13 protein-coding genes are annotated in these 15,389 nt (G+C 41.3%); 4 read left to right on the top strand and 9 right to left on the bottom strand.

What is annotated here, in order from left to right:
• Nucleotides 1-215: 215 nt before the first annotated feature.
• The 4 genes from TPSD3_RS08600 to TPSD3_RS08585 all read right to left on the bottom strand — a co-directional run bounded on the left by TPSD3_RS08600 (nucleotide 216) and on the right by TPSD3_RS08585 (nucleotide 4,013).
• Nucleotides 216-1,349: a site-specific DNA-methyltransferase gene (locus TPSD3_RS08600; RefSeq protein ID WP_086488139.1), complete on the bottom strand. Its 1,134-nt coding sequence runs from the start codon at nucleotides 1,347-1,349 to the stop codon at nucleotides 216-218.
• A gap of 76 nt (nucleotides 1,350-1,425) precedes the next feature.
• Complete coding sequence (ung, locus tag TPSD3_RS08595) at nucleotides 1,426-2,085, bottom strand: uracil-DNA glycosylase (RefSeq protein WP_086488138.1); 660 nt, start codon at nucleotides 2,083-2,085, stop codon at nucleotides 1,426-1,428.
• Nucleotides 2,086-2,189: 104 nt separating this feature from the next.
• Nucleotides 2,190-3,398: an ISNCY family transposase gene (locus TPSD3_RS08590; RefSeq protein ID WP_217884406.1), complete on the bottom strand. Its 1,209-nt coding sequence runs from the start codon at nucleotides 3,396-3,398 to the stop codon at nucleotides 2,190-2,192.
• 150 nt (nucleotides 3,399-3,548) lie between these two features.
• Entirely contained in the window at nucleotides 3,549-4,013 is a 465-nt protein-coding gene (locus tag TPSD3_RS08585) for an ankyrin repeat domain-containing protein (RefSeq protein ID WP_176329797.1), read from the bottom strand.
• 420 nt (nucleotides 4,014-4,433) lie between these two features.
• On the opposite strand from TPSD3_RS08585, the gene TPSD3_RS08580 reads away from it, so the two are divergent.
• A complete protein-coding gene (locus TPSD3_RS08580; protein WP_086488136.1) occupies nucleotides 4,434-4,724 on the top strand; it encodes a CopG family antitoxin in 291 nt (96 codons plus the stop codon).
• A 102-nt stretch (nucleotides 4,725-4,826) separates the two neighbouring features.
• Here the strand turns inward: TPSD3_RS08580 and TPSD3_RS08575 are convergent, their stop codons facing one another.
• Nucleotides 4,827-5,258, bottom strand: a complete 432-nt coding sequence (locus TPSD3_RS08575; RefSeq protein WP_176329796.1) for a DNA polymerase III subunit chi — start codon at nucleotides 5,256-5,258, stop codon at nucleotides 4,827-4,829.
• 4 nt (nucleotides 5,259-5,262) lie between these two features.
• On the bottom strand, nucleotides 5,263-6,864 hold the full coding sequence (pepA, locus tag TPSD3_RS08570) for a leucyl aminopeptidase (protein WP_342587070.1): 1,602 nt from the start codon (nucleotides 6,862-6,864) through the stop codon (nucleotides 5,263-5,265).
• 294 nt (nucleotides 6,865-7,158) lie between these two features.
• Here pepA and lptF point away from each other — a divergent pair, with 294 nt between their 5' ends.
• The 3 genes from lptF to TPSD3_RS08555 all read left to right on the top strand — a co-directional run bounded on the left by lptF (nucleotide 7,159) and on the right by TPSD3_RS08555 (nucleotide 11,896).
• Nucleotides 7,159-8,229 carry an LPS export ABC transporter permease LptF gene (gene lptF / locus TPSD3_RS08565; protein WP_086488133.1) on the top strand — a complete coding sequence of 357 codons (1,071 nt, stop codon included), beginning with the start codon at nucleotides 7,159-7,161 and terminating at the stop codon, nucleotides 8,227-8,229.
• Nucleotides 8,230-8,278: 49 nt separating this feature from the next.
• Nucleotides 8,279-11,170: an ATP-binding protein gene (locus tag TPSD3_RS08560; protein WP_086488132.1), complete on the top strand. Its 2,892-nt coding sequence runs from the start codon at nucleotides 8,279-8,281 to the stop codon at nucleotides 11,168-11,170.
• A gap of 240 nt (nucleotides 11,171-11,410) precedes the next feature.
• Nucleotides 11,411-11,896, top strand: a complete 486-nt coding sequence (locus tag TPSD3_RS08555; protein WP_086488131.1) for a hypothetical protein — start codon at nucleotides 11,411-11,413, stop codon at nucleotides 11,894-11,896.
• 37 nt (nucleotides 11,897-11,933) lie between these two features.
• On the opposite strand, the gene TPSD3_RS08550 is transcribed toward TPSD3_RS08555, so the two are convergent.
• From TPSD3_RS08550 to hflX, 3 genes are read right to left on the bottom strand one after another with little or no spacing between them, the layout of a single operon-like run.
• Entirely contained in the window at nucleotides 11,934-12,857 is a 924-nt protein-coding gene (locus TPSD3_RS08550; protein ID WP_086488130.1) for a DUF58 domain-containing protein, read from the bottom strand.
• Between the two features lie 40 nt (nucleotides 12,858-12,897).
• The gene (gene xth / locus TPSD3_RS08545) at nucleotides 12,898-13,734 is read right to left on the bottom strand and encodes an exodeoxyribonuclease III (RefSeq protein ID WP_245391551.1); all 837 of its coding nucleotides are present in this window, start codon (nucleotides 13,732-13,734) and stop codon (nucleotides 12,898-12,900) included.
• Nucleotides 13,735-13,739: 5 nt separating this feature from the next.
• Nucleotides 13,740-15,047, bottom strand: coding sequence for a ribosome rescue GTPase HflX (hflX, locus tag TPSD3_RS08540; protein ID WP_086488128.1), 1,308 nt, complete (start codon nucleotides 15,045-15,047; stop codon nucleotides 13,740-13,742).
• Nucleotides 15,048-15,389: the final 342 nt, after the last annotated feature.

Below are 15,389 nucleotides of genomic sequence, written 5' to 3'. Positions count from 1 at the left end.
AGACGGGCTTTTATTGGGTATTAATTGGGTTCAATTTTGGGTTATTTTTTCAGAATCAGAATTTACAGACACAAGAGTTTTCAAAATTGATTCTTGCAAATGGTTTATTCTTTAGTTCTGAAAGTCTTGAAATTCTGTAAATTCTGATTCTGACAGAAAATTTTATAAATAGCTTAATTTTGCTGTACTTGCCTTTAAAATTAGAATTAAACAAATTACCCCGTCACTTTTCCATTCACTTTCAAATAAACCACTTCCAAACTTTCTAAGCCGTATTGTTGAATAATCCAGCTTTCAAATTCAAAGGCATTAGAATAACGCAAAGTATCATAATCGTATTTGTGTAATTGTACCGTGAAAGGTTTTGAGAATAAATCTTGTTGTTTTTGCAAGCGCAATTCGGAAACTTTAATCGCTTGCACCGATTGATCAATACCTATCCATTGGCGTTTTAATTTATCGGCCACGGCCACAGTTGTTCCGCCGCCGACAAAGGGGTCTAATATCACGTCATTTTCGTTAGAGGCACATAAAATAATGCGTTCTAATAAGGCTTCGGGTTTTTGCGTGGGGTAGCCGATGCGTTCCTCTTTGCTTTTAAAAACACAATTAGACCAAAATTCATCTACACTTACCCCTTGCATTTCATCTAAATAATTTTTTAGATAAGGTTTACCTGTTTTAGAATAATAAATTCTATTTTCAGCCTCGAATTGTTGCATATTTTCTAAAGAAAATGCCCAAAATCTCCCTTTTGGTGGGCTTATTCCTTTCCAAAGATAAGAAGTATTTCCCCCTGGTTTTGCGGCTGATAAATCAGAAGCTTTAAATCTTCGGCCATCTGCATCTTTTTTATTGTAAGTGGATTCTAAATAAGCCGCTGCATAGTCTTCATAAATCGTATTGAATTGAGCAATTTTGGCTTCCTTACTATAAAAGAAAATCGAATCACATACCCGGCCAAATTGTTTTGCACCTTGTTTTGCATCATTATGGGTGGTGGTTCTTTTCCAAATAATCTCATTTCTAAAATTATTTACCCCAAAAACTTTATCCAAAATAAACACCCGAATATACGCATTCGCGTGCCAATCACAATGCAGAAAAATAGAACCCGTTGATTTTAAAATGCGGTGCATTTCTTCAACCCGTTCTTTTAACCACGCAATATAATGATCAATTCCACCCGACCAGCGATCTTCAAAACTGCGAATTTCTCCCTTATCGCCCCAAATCACCTCATAATTACGATTCGAGAAAAAAGGCGGGTCTAAATAAATTAAATCCACCGATTCAGATTCTAAGTTTTTTAAAATCTGGAGATTATCGCCTAATAAAAGTTTATTCATCTTTATGCACGCTTTAAGCACTTAAACGAAAATGATCTGGCCTATCAGAATTTCAAGTCAATAAAGCAATACCGTTTTACCATTGAATCGGCGATTGTCCGTGTGCAGTGAGGTAAGCATTTGTTTTACTAAAATGGCGACACCCAAAAAATTGGCGGGCTGACAACGGCGACGGATGCCCGGCCATCAACACACAATGACGCTTGGGATCGACAATACGACCTTTTTCCTGCGCATATTTCCCCCACAATAAAAATACAATATGTTCTTTTTGTGTGGCCAAACACTGGATCACCGCGTCCGTAAACCGTTCCCAGCCGCGCCCATGATGCGATGCCGCCTCGCCTGCGCGTACCGTCAAAATCGCATTTAACAACAAAACGCCTTGCTGCGCCCAACGGGTTAAATTTCCCGACGCAGGCATGGGCAGTTGTAAATCATCGTTGATTTCTTTAAAAATATTACGCAACGACGGCGGAAACGGCACGCCATCATTCACCGAAAAACACAAACCATGCGCCTGTCCCGCGCCATGATAAGGGTCTTGACCAATAATCACCACTTTCACCTGTTCAAACGGACATTGTTCAAACGCATTAAAGTAAAGTGATCCCGGCGGATAAAGCGTATATTTTTCCCGTTCGGTTTTAATAAACGCCACTAAATCCGCAAAATAGGCTTGTTCAAATTCAGATTGTAATTGTTGCTTCCATGACGGGTGAATTTTTACATCCATTTAATACTCCAAAATTAAGCGCGCAACGAGACCATGCCACGCCGATTAATGCAAACGGGGATTAACACGGGCAGCAATTCTCAATTTAAACCCTACCAAGCAACTCAAGAATTACGCCTAGAGAGGGCTTCAAGCATAAAATCGGTCAAATGCTGCCAACTATCGAATACTAAATATTGCATCAGGGTGCGTAACTGCTCAAAAAATGTGCGTCTTGATGGACACAAAAGACGTACTTTTTCATAGGTCTCATCCAAGTATTCTAGCATCGTATGCGTTAAATAAGCCAATAAAATCAACGTAGCCAGTAAGTTAGATAAGTGTTGCTTACCATGACCAAAGTTATGCTCAAAATGATAGCCGTTATTCTTTAGAATATTGTTGTTTTCATTTTCTATTTTCCAACGCGCTCTCGCTGCATCTGTCAGTTCTGCAAGGTTTTTTTCTGTTATTTTATGGGTGGTTATCCAGCTATTTTTGTATTTTTGCTTCCCTTGTCCATCAATTTCTACCAACTCGAACCAATTAACCATTAACGCATCGTTACCATCACGCAAAGGAACTTGATTCATGTAACGATAATGTCGGGTTGTTCGTTGTTTTCCGTGTTTATGATGGGTTTGTAGCGACTGTATTTTGTTCATTTGCTCAAATTCAGACAGCCACTCATGAGTTGTTTGATGAGAGTTTGGCTTGCAAGAAGTAATAATATCAAAGCCTTGCGCAATGGCTTTTTCAAAAAAAGGCTGATGCGCAAACAAATCATCCCCTAACAAAGTGGCTTGCCACAAGCTGTAATATTTACCCCAGTTGTCCAACCAACGTTTTGCCGCATTAATTTCGCAATCTTGTTTTTCTGCGCCATCTTGTGCCTGAATAAATTCAGGCGGCAGCGGTATCACGCGGGACTGTCCATGTGCAACGATAACGGGAGTTAATGCACTATGTCGATATAAAACTTTACCGTTAACCAAATCTTTTTTTAAACAACATGGACAAGAAATCTTTTGAGAACTGAAAAAATCAGTGCCATCTAAAGCAATAAATAATCCATTGTTTTTACTCATGAAGTTTTGTAAAAAACCATTATCATAGAGAAATTGATTAAGCTCAAAAAATAGTGGATAAATTTCGGTTTCAGGAACAGTATCCAGTAAATTACGAATTTGATTCATACTGGGGATTTTATGTATGCCAAAAATACTTTGGGCGTTATTTTTCCCGTGTGCTTTTTCCATTCGAGTTTGATAATCGAGAAAAGAAGAGCTTTGTGTGAAAAAAACAGAAAAAGCACTCAAAAAAGCATCACTCATGCTATATTTAAGGTTGTTCGCTGTTTTAGTCTTACGACTATCAGACAAATTTTCAGACATTTCTATTATTCGACCAATCAGGTAGTCAAAAAAATATTGCTGATTTTTTTGGAAAAATGCTTCGAGTTTGTTCATCATCTTTACTTTCAATCAGTTATAAAAACATTGTTGGTTGTAAGGGTTTAAATTGAGAATTGCTGTAACACGGGGTTGTACAAATGCTGCCTCAGGTTGCGCTAAAATCTCCGCACAACCGTGTAATGACGGCCGTCGCAGAGCCAAAATTAACGCCGTATCTCCGAATTGATTTTGATGATACAAATTCGCGCCGCGCAATAACAGCAAAGACACCACCGCCGGATAATTGCTCAATGTTGCGTAAAACAGAGGCGTTTGCCCCAAACGATCACTGTAATTAACATCAGCCTCGTGATCCAACAAATAATCCACCAAACCCAAATGACCACGCATCGCCGCATAACCTAATGCAGAAGGTTTACCTTGATAGGTCAAATCAACCGGCCACTGGTCACGTTCCAAATAACGTTGTATTTTTAACATGTCCCCGCGTACTGCCGCCAATAAAAAATAGCGTAATTGAGAAGAGTTAAACATGATCACATTGCATTTTTGAAAAATTAAAAGTGGCGTTGAGCAGCAAGGGAATCGCAAGACGTTGTCGCACATCATAACCGATCTAAACCAGAGATGTCATCCTTTGAGCCAGCAAGCTTACCTCACGCACCAAAATTGCCCTTGATATACCAAAATTAAGTCATTCATAAAATTTTTCTGTCAGAATCAGAATTTACAGAATTTTAGGATTTTCAGAATTAAAGAATAAAAAATCTGTTTAAAATAAACGACTTACAAGAATAAATTTTGAAAATTCTTTAATTCTGTAAATTCTGATTCTGACAAAATAAGGATTCTACGAACCCTATCTTTTTGGTATAGTTGCAAAATTTACTTTTATACTCTTATTGTATATACAAAATCGCTACAAAAACCACTATTTTTAGTGAAACCGAGTATATGGACAAATCAGAAAACACAATCAACGCATGGGATACAGGAAAATTAGGCGAAGATGAGGCTTTTGCAAAAGTCGCTACTGATGTGGATGAGGTGGCGTTAAACTACGCTTTGAATTTACATCCCATTTCAATTCGCTTGCAAAAAAATCTTGTAGAAGATTTAAAAAAAATCGCTCAAAGCGAGGGTATTGGCTACCAACCATTAATTCGCCAAATTTTGACTCGTTTTGTCAAAGCCAAACAAGAAGAAACCGCACAACAAACGCTTTTGCGTTCCGTCTCGCTTTAAAGCAATAAAACGCAAATAATTCACCAATCTCCCCCAAAAAAATCTGACCTATCATTAAGACTAAGGTCAGATTTTCATGGGGCGGAGAGGATCAAAGGCATACTACACCGTCATATCATGCGTGCGAATCTCCCAGCGTAGAGCCTGATAACGTCGATAACGTTCCCGTGCCAACTCTCGTGCCAGCGGCGTATCTTCAATGGGTTCTAACACGCGCTCGTAATCTTCTGTAAAAACAGGCCAGTGCGAAGTGACATTGAGCAGCAACGGAATCGCAGGATGTTGTCGCACATCGTAACCGATTTGAATCGGAGAACTCGCCTCTTGCGTCGGCAACCATAATTCATGCGGCACAAAACTATCCACGCGAAAAGTCCACAACAAATTGTCCAATTGTCGCGCTTGCGTTTCCGATTCCGTGTATAAATACAGCCGCTGCCCTTGTCGCCAAATTTTTTCGCTTAACCGACAAATAAACCGAAGCCGCGCCGCTCCCGTGCTGCCATGTAGAATATAAAAATCGACTTGAGACACCCGATTAATCGTCTTCAGTTTCTGGTGGCAAATCGTCTAATTCCGGTTCGGGAGGAACAGGCTCTGGTGGCATTTGATCAATGGGCGTTAATTCCTCTGATTGTCCAATTGAACTGCGATTAATCAAATATTGCGTGAGTAAAGGGACAGGTCGGCCGGTGGAGCCTTTTTCTTTGGTTTGCGCGATATATCCTGTGCCGGCGATGTCCAAATGCGCCCAGTGGTATTTGCGGGCAAAACGCGAGAGAAAACAAGCCGCTGTGATTGTGCCAGCGGGTTTACCGCCGATATTTGCCATATCGGCAAAAGGGCTGTCCAATTGTTCTTGATATTCATCCCATAGCGGCAATTCCCACGCTCTATCACCGCTCATTCGACCTGCATTTAGCAAATCATTGGTTAATGGATTATGGTTACTTAATAATCCGTGCGCATGGCTACCTAAAGCCACCACACACGCTCCTGTTAACGTCGCAATATCAATCACAATTTCAGGTTTATACCGCTCGGCATAAGTCAACGAATCGCATAAAATTAAGCGGCCTTCGGCATCGGTATTTAAAATTTCTACCGTTTGTCCGGATAAAGTCGTGACAATATCACCGGGTTTAGTGGCTTTACCGCTGGGCATATTTTCTACGGCGGGAACGATGCCAATGACATTAAGTGGCAATTGCAATTCAGCCACCGCCGATAATGTACCTAATACGCTGGCTGCGCCGCACATATCAAATTTCATTTCGTCCATTTTTTCAGCGGGTTTTAACGAAATTCCGCCCGTGTCAAAAGTCACGCCTTTACCGATTAATACAATGGGGTCTGCGCCTTTTTTACCGCCTTTATATTCCATAATAATTAAACGCGGAGCTTGATCACTACCGCGAGAAACGGCTAATAACGCATTCATGCCTTGTTTTTCAATTTGCAATTCGGTTAATATTTTGCACGTTAATTTTTCATGCAAACTGCATAAGGTTTTAGCCCGGTCGGCTAAATAAGTTGGCGTACAAATATTACCGGGTAAATTGCCTAAATCTTTGGCTAATGCCACACCGGTGGCGACGGCTTGGGCTTCGCGGCTGGCTTTTTCTGCGGCGGGTAATTCACGACGTGAGGCCACACTAAACACAATTTTGCGTAAAGGGCGGCGGGTGGGATTTTTCTTACTTTTCAATTGGTCAAAGGTGTATAACGATGCGTGTGCGGTTTCAATCGCGTGGCGTACACGCCATGACGTGTCTCGGCCGCGCACGTTTAATTCGGTGAGATAACAGACCGTTTCCATTGACCCCGTATCATGCAGCGTACGAATGGCGTGGGCGATAATTTTGCGATATTGGCTGTCGCCCAATTCGCGCTCGCGCCCGCAGCCGACCAATAACACCCGATCCGCTAACATATTGGGGACATTGTGCAGTAACAAAGTTTGTCCGATTTTGCCTTCTAAATCGCCGCGACGGAGGATTGAGGACAAATGCCCTTGACTGACTTCGTCAATCTTTTGCGCCACATCAGACAGCCGTCGTGGTTCATATACGCCAACCACCACACACGCGGTACGTTGTTTTTCGGGTTGGCCACTTTTTACATTAAATTCCATACGCATTCCCAGTGATAATTGTTTTTTCTAGCGTCAACTGCCTATTTCAGTGGGCAGTTGCCGAGTTTGCTCAATTTGCCAAAAAAAATGAGGGGTGATTTCTACTGCCACTATACCTGTTTCCCCATAAACTTGTAAAATTGAGTTGATTTTGTCATGGTAAGCGTTGAAACTGAGTTTGATGATTTTGGTTCGTGTAAAAAAATCAAGCTAACCATGCAATTCTATGATTTTAAAGTTTAATTTTTAAACCGATGGCGATAATTTTTTGCAACCGACATGGACTAGGGAGTATTTTTTTTGATCATTATTCGCTACTTTTTTCGTGAGATTATTTACACCCTGTTGGCATTAACCGCACTGTTGTTGTTGATTTATATCAGTCACCGCTTTATGTTATACCTTGTGCAAGCGGCTTCGGGCAGTATAGCGGCTGATTTTATCTTACAATTGTTAGGATTAAAACTACTCAGTGATTTAATGTTAATTTTACCTTTGGCGTTTTTTTTAGCCATTTTATTGGCATTAGGGCGTTTATACAAAGATAACGAGATGACGGCATTGGCGGCCTGTGGTGTGGGCGTGCCGTTGGGGGCGATTGTGGGATTAGGCACTTTATTTGCGTTTTGCGTGGCGTTGCTGTCTTTATTTCTGGCCCCTTGGGCAGAACACGAAGGCAAGCGTTTAGCCAGCCGAGCCAGTGCTGACGCGGAGATCAGTGGTATTGCTGCAGGGCGATTCAAAGAATTTTTAGGCGGACAAGGCATTTTTTATGTAGAAAACTTGGAAAATCGCCAGTTTCAACACATTTTCGCCCAAGCCAACCATCCAGAACAATGGGCGATCATTACCGCGCAGCGTGGAGAACAGGTATTGGAAGACGGAGAATTGTATTTTTTTCTACAAAATGGCTACCGTTACCAAGTGACTCCAGAGCAATTAGATTACACAAAAATTGCTTTTGCCGAACATCGTATTTTAATTCCGCGACTGTGGGACGAGGCCGATGGTTTTAACCATGAAACCTTACCCACCACAGCCTTATGGGGAGTGACTGATGTGGAATATCAAGCAGAATTGCAATGGCGATTGTCTTTACCATTATCGGTTATTTTATTGGCCACATTAGCCGTACCGTTGTCGCGCACCACGCCGCGACAAGGACAATATGCTAAAATATTTTTTGGGATATTAATCTATTTAATTTATAATAATTTATTAAATATCGCTAAAAAATGGGTAGAGCGTGGTGATGTGTCTCCTGAATTAGGTTTGTGGTGGGTACATGGATTATTGGTGATTATTATTGCATTTTTTCTATACTGGCCTTATTGGCGTAATCAACGTCATGCCAAGACGATACTAAAATAGAGGACAGAGTGAAAATAACACCTGTTTTATTTTCTGAATTCACGGTTGAATGAACAACATGATATTTTTTAATTTTGCGAATCATTTTACGGTCAAACTTTATTTGGCATTTTTTGGGATTGTTGTTCAAATTTTATTTATTACGGGATTGGCTTTATACGTTTTTGCGGAATTTGAACACATGATAGACGATGCCACAGATCGTACCGTCCCAACGGTAATCAGTGCCTTGCGTTTGTCTGAGCAGAGTGGTCGCTTGGCCGCCAGCGCGCCAATTCTCGCCCGTGCAGAAAATAAAAAACAATTAGAAACGATTTATTTGCAATTAACCCATTTGCTTAATGATATTCAAAGCAATATCACTATTCTCAGTGAACATACCAGTGAACATGCGTTATTGCCTGTGAAACAAAGTACTGAAGAAATGTCCATGGTTTTAACGAATTTGCAGATAGAAACAGGGCATTATTTAGATTTGCAACAAGAAGTGCATAATTTTAGTATTGAATTATTAAGATTGCAAAATATTTTAGTGGACAATACGAATCCTATTATTTATGGCGTGCATTCATTAAATCGTTTATTTGCCAAACGCACCAGTCGCCGCCATCAAGTGGCGGTGCGTCAATTGGTGGAGTTTTATATGGCGCGGCTCATTGTCATGACCGAATTGCAGCAATTAACCCAATGTTTGCATTATCGTTTTATTAAGCCTGATGAAATTAACTGCTATATGATTTTTACTGCCATTGAGGAACGTTTGAAAGTCATCAGTGCGCAAACTGAAATGGATCAATCTTTAACGGAAACTTTACAAAATGCAGTCAAATGGCTGGAACAAATGCAAGAATTTGATCCTAAAAAATTGGAAACCCAAAGAGACACTTTACAAGAGATTAGATTTTATATTGACAGTTTGATTGAAACTGAGAAAAAAGAATTAAAAGAGCATTATCGAGAAACCAGTGAAACCTTATCCAGTTCTTTAGATACTTTAGTGGAACAGGTGATGACTGATTTAAATTACGCATTGGATATTAAAGCCGAAGGACATTTAGCGATTGGTTTATTAAATAGCGTGACTTATGTCAGTAATCAAGAAGCGGTTAATAATTTATATCAATATTTTCAAGAAGCCCTCACGCGCTTTATCAGTGCCGCAGACAGTTTTGCCCTCAGCGATTTGGCGCAACGCAATCCTGTGTTAGCGGAAAATATCGGGGTGATTACGCGAGAAGTTAAGGCCTTTTCTGAGCAAAATAATATTTTTTCCTTAAAAAATAAAATGATTGAAACGGAAAATAATATTGCTATTCTATCCAGCAAAACCCAAGAAATTGCCAGCCAAATTAACAGCCAAATTAATCAAATTGATGATATTATTAACAGCTTGCAAGCTGATTTAACTCAAGTTAAGGAAAGTGTCAAGCAAACACAAGACACCAGCCAATCTATTTTAGGTTTAGTCTTTTTTATCAGCTTATTAACTTCGATTACCATTGCCTATTTCACCACACGAATTATTAGCCGTCATGAACAGGAATTGCGTTTGGCCAAAGAAAGTGCTGAATTGGCGAATCAGGCAAAAAGCACTTTTCTCGCCAATATGAGCCATGAATTGCGCACGCCATTAAATGGTGTTTTAGGTTATGCGCAAATTCTATCTAATCAACCGCAATTAACCCCAGAACAACGCGAAGGATTAGGCATTATTCAACGCAGTGGCGATTATTTATTAACATTAATTAATGATATTTTAGATTTGTCAAAAGTGGAAGCAGGGCGTTTAGACATACAACCTGAACCCATTTTGTTTACTAATTTCATGCAAGGAATTACTGATTTATTCAAAATTCGCGCACAACAAAAAGGCATTAGTTTTATTTATGAACCTGCCTCGCCTTTGCCCGATTTGATCGAAGCCGATGAGAAAAGATTACGGCAAATTTTAATTAATTTATTAGGCAATGCGGTTAAATTTACTTCAGAAGGTTGGGTGAAATTAATTGTCAAAGAGGAAAACGGTTATTTCTATTTTATTATCGAAGACACGGGAGTAGGCATTGCAAAAAATGATTTAAAACATATTTTTAAACCTTTCCAGCAAGTCGGGGAACGACATTATCGAGAAGAAGGCACGGGATTAGGTTTGTCCATTACCCATCAATTAGTGTTGGCAATGAGAGGACAATTAAGCGTTGAAAGCGAATTGGGCAAAGGAACAATATTCACCATGTCTTTGCCACTGACCGCGGCAGAACGCCCTGATTGGGATCAGCACAGTGAAGTCACTACTTCGCGGCTTATCGGTTTCGCCGAGCCTATTTGTCACTTATTAGTCATTGATGATCATCCCAAAGATCGACAATTATTAGTGGATATGTTGTCACCATTGGGCTTTATTGTGAGCGCGGCTGATTCAGGAAAAACCGCCTTGTCTTTAATCGCTAAACAAAAGCCTGCTTTAATTTTTTTAGATTTAATGATTCCAGAACAAGATGGCTTTTCTATTGCACGGCAATTACGCACGGGAATAATTGCTAAAGATACGCCAATTATTGCCGTTTCTGCCAGTGCATTTGAACACCATCGCCAAGCCAGTCTTAATGCAGGTTGTCATGATTTTTTAAGCAAACCATTACAATATTCGCTATTAATTGACTGTTTACAACGTCATCTGCATTTGACCTGGGAGTATATTACAACAACTCAAGCCACTCCCCGTGATCAACAAACCATGATAGGTCCCTCTGCCGAACAAGCCTCATTTTTGTACGAATTGACCATGATGGGCGACATCGGTGGTATTTTGGATTATTTGGCACATTTAGAAGAAAAAGATGCCCGTTTGACTCTGTTTATTGAGCGAGCGAGAGAATTGGCACGCGCCTTTGATGAGGAGGGCATTTGTCTGTTGATTGAGCCGTATTTGAGCAAATAGCCTTAGTCCCCTCAACACTTGTCGATTTTTCAAAATGTGACTGATTTTAAACAGCCCACTTGTTCGTTTTATAAAAATAAAAGATGTTTGTACGGAGAGATAAAGTGGTTCAAACTAGACTGTTGTTTTTGGCCTATTATTTGATAAGCGATCTGTGCATTCAATTTTCATGAAAATGAACGAAACATGAATGGATGATCAATAAAACCGCTTATTGCTGGAATGTGGAGCATAAAAGTGATGCGACAAGAAACGTTAGAACAACGCTTAAAACGTTTAGAAGAAGAACAAGCAAGACAAGATCATGATTTAAATGAATTGCGTGATTTAGAAGAGATTTTGCGCTTGCAAAAACGCCTAGAGGAAATCGCCAATGATGGGAGCAGCCCCGCTCACGCCCCTGCTTATGGTGATGATGTGGTATTGGAACTGGAAAATGAACTGGAAAATGCGGGATTAAACCAAGGCGATAAAGATTTTGTTTCTCAAGCCATTCCAGATATTGAATTGCCACCCGAAGAAAAAGGACAAATCCAATCGGGTTATGTGGTTTGTCTGATGTTTAACAAGAAATCGCCCAGTGAGTGGTCAGATGAGGGTTTAGGGGGGTGGCGCGAACGCGGACATGGCCGCGCTTATCCTTCTGTCGCGGCCGCTGAGAAACAATTGGCAAAATTAAAAGCCCAATTTCCTGATTATCCGCTTAAAATTTTTAGACGGATTTAAGGCGAGGAAATGTCTTTTTTCTATGGAAAACAGACCCCTAGCGATGGGCGCGGCTTCGTGCAGCGCGTTGGCGTAATCCCGTAATCACCGCTTCATAGGGGTCTTGATCCGTGTGTACACTAAAAAAGTCAATCGCCAAGCGGCGACACGTTTGAATGAGTGCGTCCCGACGCACATGCCACGCTTGGCGGTAGCGCATACGGGCTGTCTCATCGTCTAGGTTGACACGCACGCTTCTCCCTTCTTCTTCTATAAAATTCACCCAACCCACCGCAGGCAATTCGTAATCCACAACGTCATCCAATGCAATCAGTACCACTTCGTGTTGTTGATGCAATAGGCTTAAATGGCGTTGTAAAGTCGTGACAGAAATCCAGTTAAAATCGGTGAGGATAAACAGTAATGACCCTGTATCTGTACTGCGACTCAGCACGGGTAAAACATGCGCCAAATCAGTGACAGGTGCATTATTCAACTCGCTGGGAGCTTGAGCCAGCGCACGTAAAAATTGGCTAAATGTCCGTAACGCACGACTGGGCGCGAAGAAAGACAAGGCTTCTCGCCCAAATAATACGCCACCAACCCGATCCCCATGCGCCTGCGCACTCCACCCCAGCAACGCCGCCACGCGGGCGGCTTGAATGGATTTAAACGTGCCTTGTGTGGCAAGTGCCATTTTTCGACTACAATCAACACACAGCACCACATCGCGCTCGCGCTCTTCACGAAACACTTTTAAATACGGTTTACGCATTCGCGCTGTGACACGCCAATCAATATGACGTACTTCATCTCCTGCCCGATATTCGCGCACTTCATCAAAATCCATCCCTTGACCACGAAACACTGAAGCATACAAACCACTTAGCGGTGTACTCGTTTTTGTCGCAGAAACCAAACCAATCCCACGGGCTTGATGGCGCAACGCCAGTAATTCATCTATATCAGGAAATAAAGTCATTCGTTTATCCTGTTATCCGTTAAAAGTTCAGAAAAAACCATTAAATCGCAAAATTAGCCCAAACTGGCGCATGATCAGAGGGTTTTTCCCAAGTGCGGGGCATTTTATCAATGTCGCAAGCGACACATTTTGTCGCCAATGCCGATGAGGCAAGAATCAAGTCAATGCGTAGTCCTTGATTGCGTCGAAAACGTGCAGCGCGGTAATCCCACCAACTAAATTGCACCGTATCTCCCGCTTTGTGGCGAAAACAATCGACCAATCCTAGTGCATACAAACGCTGTAATGTCTCACGTTCATCGGTGCTACATAAAATCTGCTGCTCATGCCACACTGTTGTATCGTAAACATCAATAGCCGCGGGCGCAATATTAAAATCACCTAGTATTAAAACGTGTTGATAATTGGCTAATAAGGTTTTTATTAAACTTTCTAATGCGGTCAGCCATTGCATTTTATAAATAAATTTTTCTGACAATAAATCTTCTCCATTCGGCACATAGATATTTAACACATAAATTGATCCATAATGCGTCCCAATAATGCGGCGTTGTGGGTCTGATTGGTCGGGAAAATCATATAATAACGGCGATGCCAATGGTTCGCGGGTTAATAAAGCGACACCGTTATAAGTTTTTTGTCCTGAATAGGCGACGTGATAACCTGCGGCTTCTAATTCGGCGTGGGGAAATTTATCATTTTCCACTTTTGTTTCTTGCAATGCCAATACATCAGGCGCATGGGTGTTGAGCCATGTTAAAACATGCGGCAAACGAACCCGTAATGAATTAACATTCCATGAGGCGATTTTCATTGTGCTTATTGTCCATGATGGCGAATGTGCGGAATTTTCAAAATTTTCAAATATCGCATTCAAAAAACCTATCCCACCCCACTCACCGGCCGCGTCAAATCTACTTGTATGCGGGGATCGCTGTGTTGTAATTCTTGAAAATAGCGGTTTTGAATTTCAACTTCTAACAAGAACCCACCATCATCGCAGTATTCCTCTTGAATCACGTGTCCCCATTCGTAGAAACGGGCGCGTATTTGGCCTTGTTCGGCGGGAATGCGTATCCAATTATGAATACGATCTGTGTTCACATAGTGCATTAAGGCGCGGTGTAATTGCGCCAAACCGTCTCCTGTGTGGGCGGATAACCAAATTTTTTGGATTTTGCCGTGGGCATCGTACTCAATTTTGGCAGGCATGTCTAAACGATCTATTTTATTATAAACAAGCAGTTGCGGCACATGATCCGCGTGAATATCGGCTAAAACGGCTTGCACTTGTTCAATCCGCTCTTGTCGCTCTGGATCGCTGGCATCCACGACGTGTAACAATAAATCCGCATTCGCCACCTGATCTAAGGTCGCATGGAACGCTTCAATTAAAGTATGAGGCAATTGTTGAATAAAACCCACCGTATCCGTCAGAATAATAGGACTGTGATCGCCCAATTCTAAACGACGTGCCGTTGTGTCTAATGTGGCAAATAATTGATCCGCCGCATAGGTTTTTGCTTGCGTTAAGCGATTGAATAAAGTCGATTTTCCTACGTTCGTATAACCCACAAAGGACACGGTCGGCCACTCGGCACGTTTGCGAGCGCGTTGGCTTAATTGATGCTGCTGCTTCATTTTTGCCAACTGTTGCTTGGTTTGTTTAATGCGATCAGTGATTAAACGCCGATCCACTTCCAACTGGGTTTCACCTGGCCCACCGCGTAAACCAATTCCGCCTTTTTGTCGTTCCAAATGCTTCCACGCCCGCACTAAGCGCGTTGATGTGTACTCCAATTGTGCCAATTCCACCTGCAATTGTCCTTCAGATGAACGCGCCCGCTCGGCAAAAATAGTCAGAATTAATCCCGTTCGATCCATCACCCGACAGGCAATTTTTTCTTCTAAATTACGCTCCTGCGAGCCTTGTAATTCGTGGTTAAACAACACCAATTCCACTTGATGCTCTGCCACGTAAGCCGTAATTTCTTCTACTTTACCCTCGCCTAGGAAAAATTTACTGTCGGGTGCTGTATTTCTCTTTAATCGCCACTCCGCAATCACGTGCAAGCCCGCAGAGCGCGCCAATTCGGCAAACTCGTCTGCGTCAGGTGAAGCCACATGTCCTCGACTAAATTCAATACTCACCAATAAAGCGCGTGAACCCCCTTTAGGACGTTCAAACATGATGTTATCCCTCACAATAATTATTTTTTGTCTGAATCAGAATTGACAGAATTTCAGGATTTTCAGAATTAAGTACCTAAAGGAAAATAATCTGGCATATTAATATTTCTACCGCCCCCCAGCCCCCTCCTGCTAGGAGGGGGAGAAAGAGGTTATTTTTATGGTTAAAATTCAACAAGATAACCTCATCTCTTTCCCCCCTCCTAGCAGGAGGGGGGTAGGGGGGCGGTAGAAATGTGAAAATTCTGAACGCTTTTAATACCTTAATATTTTTATTTAACTACTTAAAGAATAAAAAAATCTGCTGAAAATAAACCACTGGCAAGAATTAATTTTGAAAAT

The sequence above is a fragment of the Thioflexithrix psekupsensis genome (assembly GCF_002149925.1).
Lineage (GTDB): Bacteria > Pseudomonadota > Gammaproteobacteria > Beggiatoales > Beggiatoaceae > Thioflexithrix > Thioflexithrix psekupsensis.
Note: the sequence above shows the minus strand (reverse complement) of the source record. Positions and strands in the feature narration are given on the sequence as shown.

Coding starts and splice junctions, on each gene's coding strand:
- pepA (WP_342587070.1), bottom strand. CDS start 6,864: ATGCGTATGGAATTTAATGTAAAAAGTGGCCAACCCGAAAAACAACGT.
- TPSD3_RS08560 (WP_086488132.1), top strand. CDS start 8,279: ATGAACAACATGATATTTTTTAATTTTGCGAATCATTTTACGGTCAAA.
- TPSD3_RS08580 (WP_086488136.1), top strand. CDS start 4,434: ATGGACAAATCAGAAAACACAATCAACGCATGGGATACAGGAAAATTA.
- TPSD3_RS08600 (WP_086488139.1), bottom strand. CDS start 1,349: ATGAATAAACTTTTATTAGGCGATAATCTCCAGATTTTAAAAAACTTA.
- TPSD3_RS08555 (WP_086488131.1), top strand. CDS start 11,411: ATGCGACAAGAAACGTTAGAACAACGCTTAAAACGTTTAGAAGAAGAA.
- TPSD3_RS08590 (WP_217884406.1), bottom strand. CDS start 3,398: ATGAGTGATGCTTTTTTGAGTGCTTTTTCTGTTTTTTTCACACAAAGC.
- TPSD3_RS08585 (WP_176329797.1), bottom strand. CDS start 4,013: ATGTTTAACTCTTCTCAATTACGCTATTTTTTATTGGCGGCAGTACGC.
- hflX (WP_086488128.1), bottom strand. CDS start 15,047: ATGTTTGAACGTCCTAAAGGGGGTTCACGCGCTTTATTGGTGAGTATT.
- TPSD3_RS08550 (WP_086488130.1), bottom strand. CDS start 12,857: ATGACTTTATTTCCTGATATAGATGAATTACTGGCGTTGCGCCATCAA.
- ung (WP_086488138.1), bottom strand. CDS start 2,085: ATGGATGTAAAAATTCACCCGTCATGGAAGCAACAATTACAATCTGAA.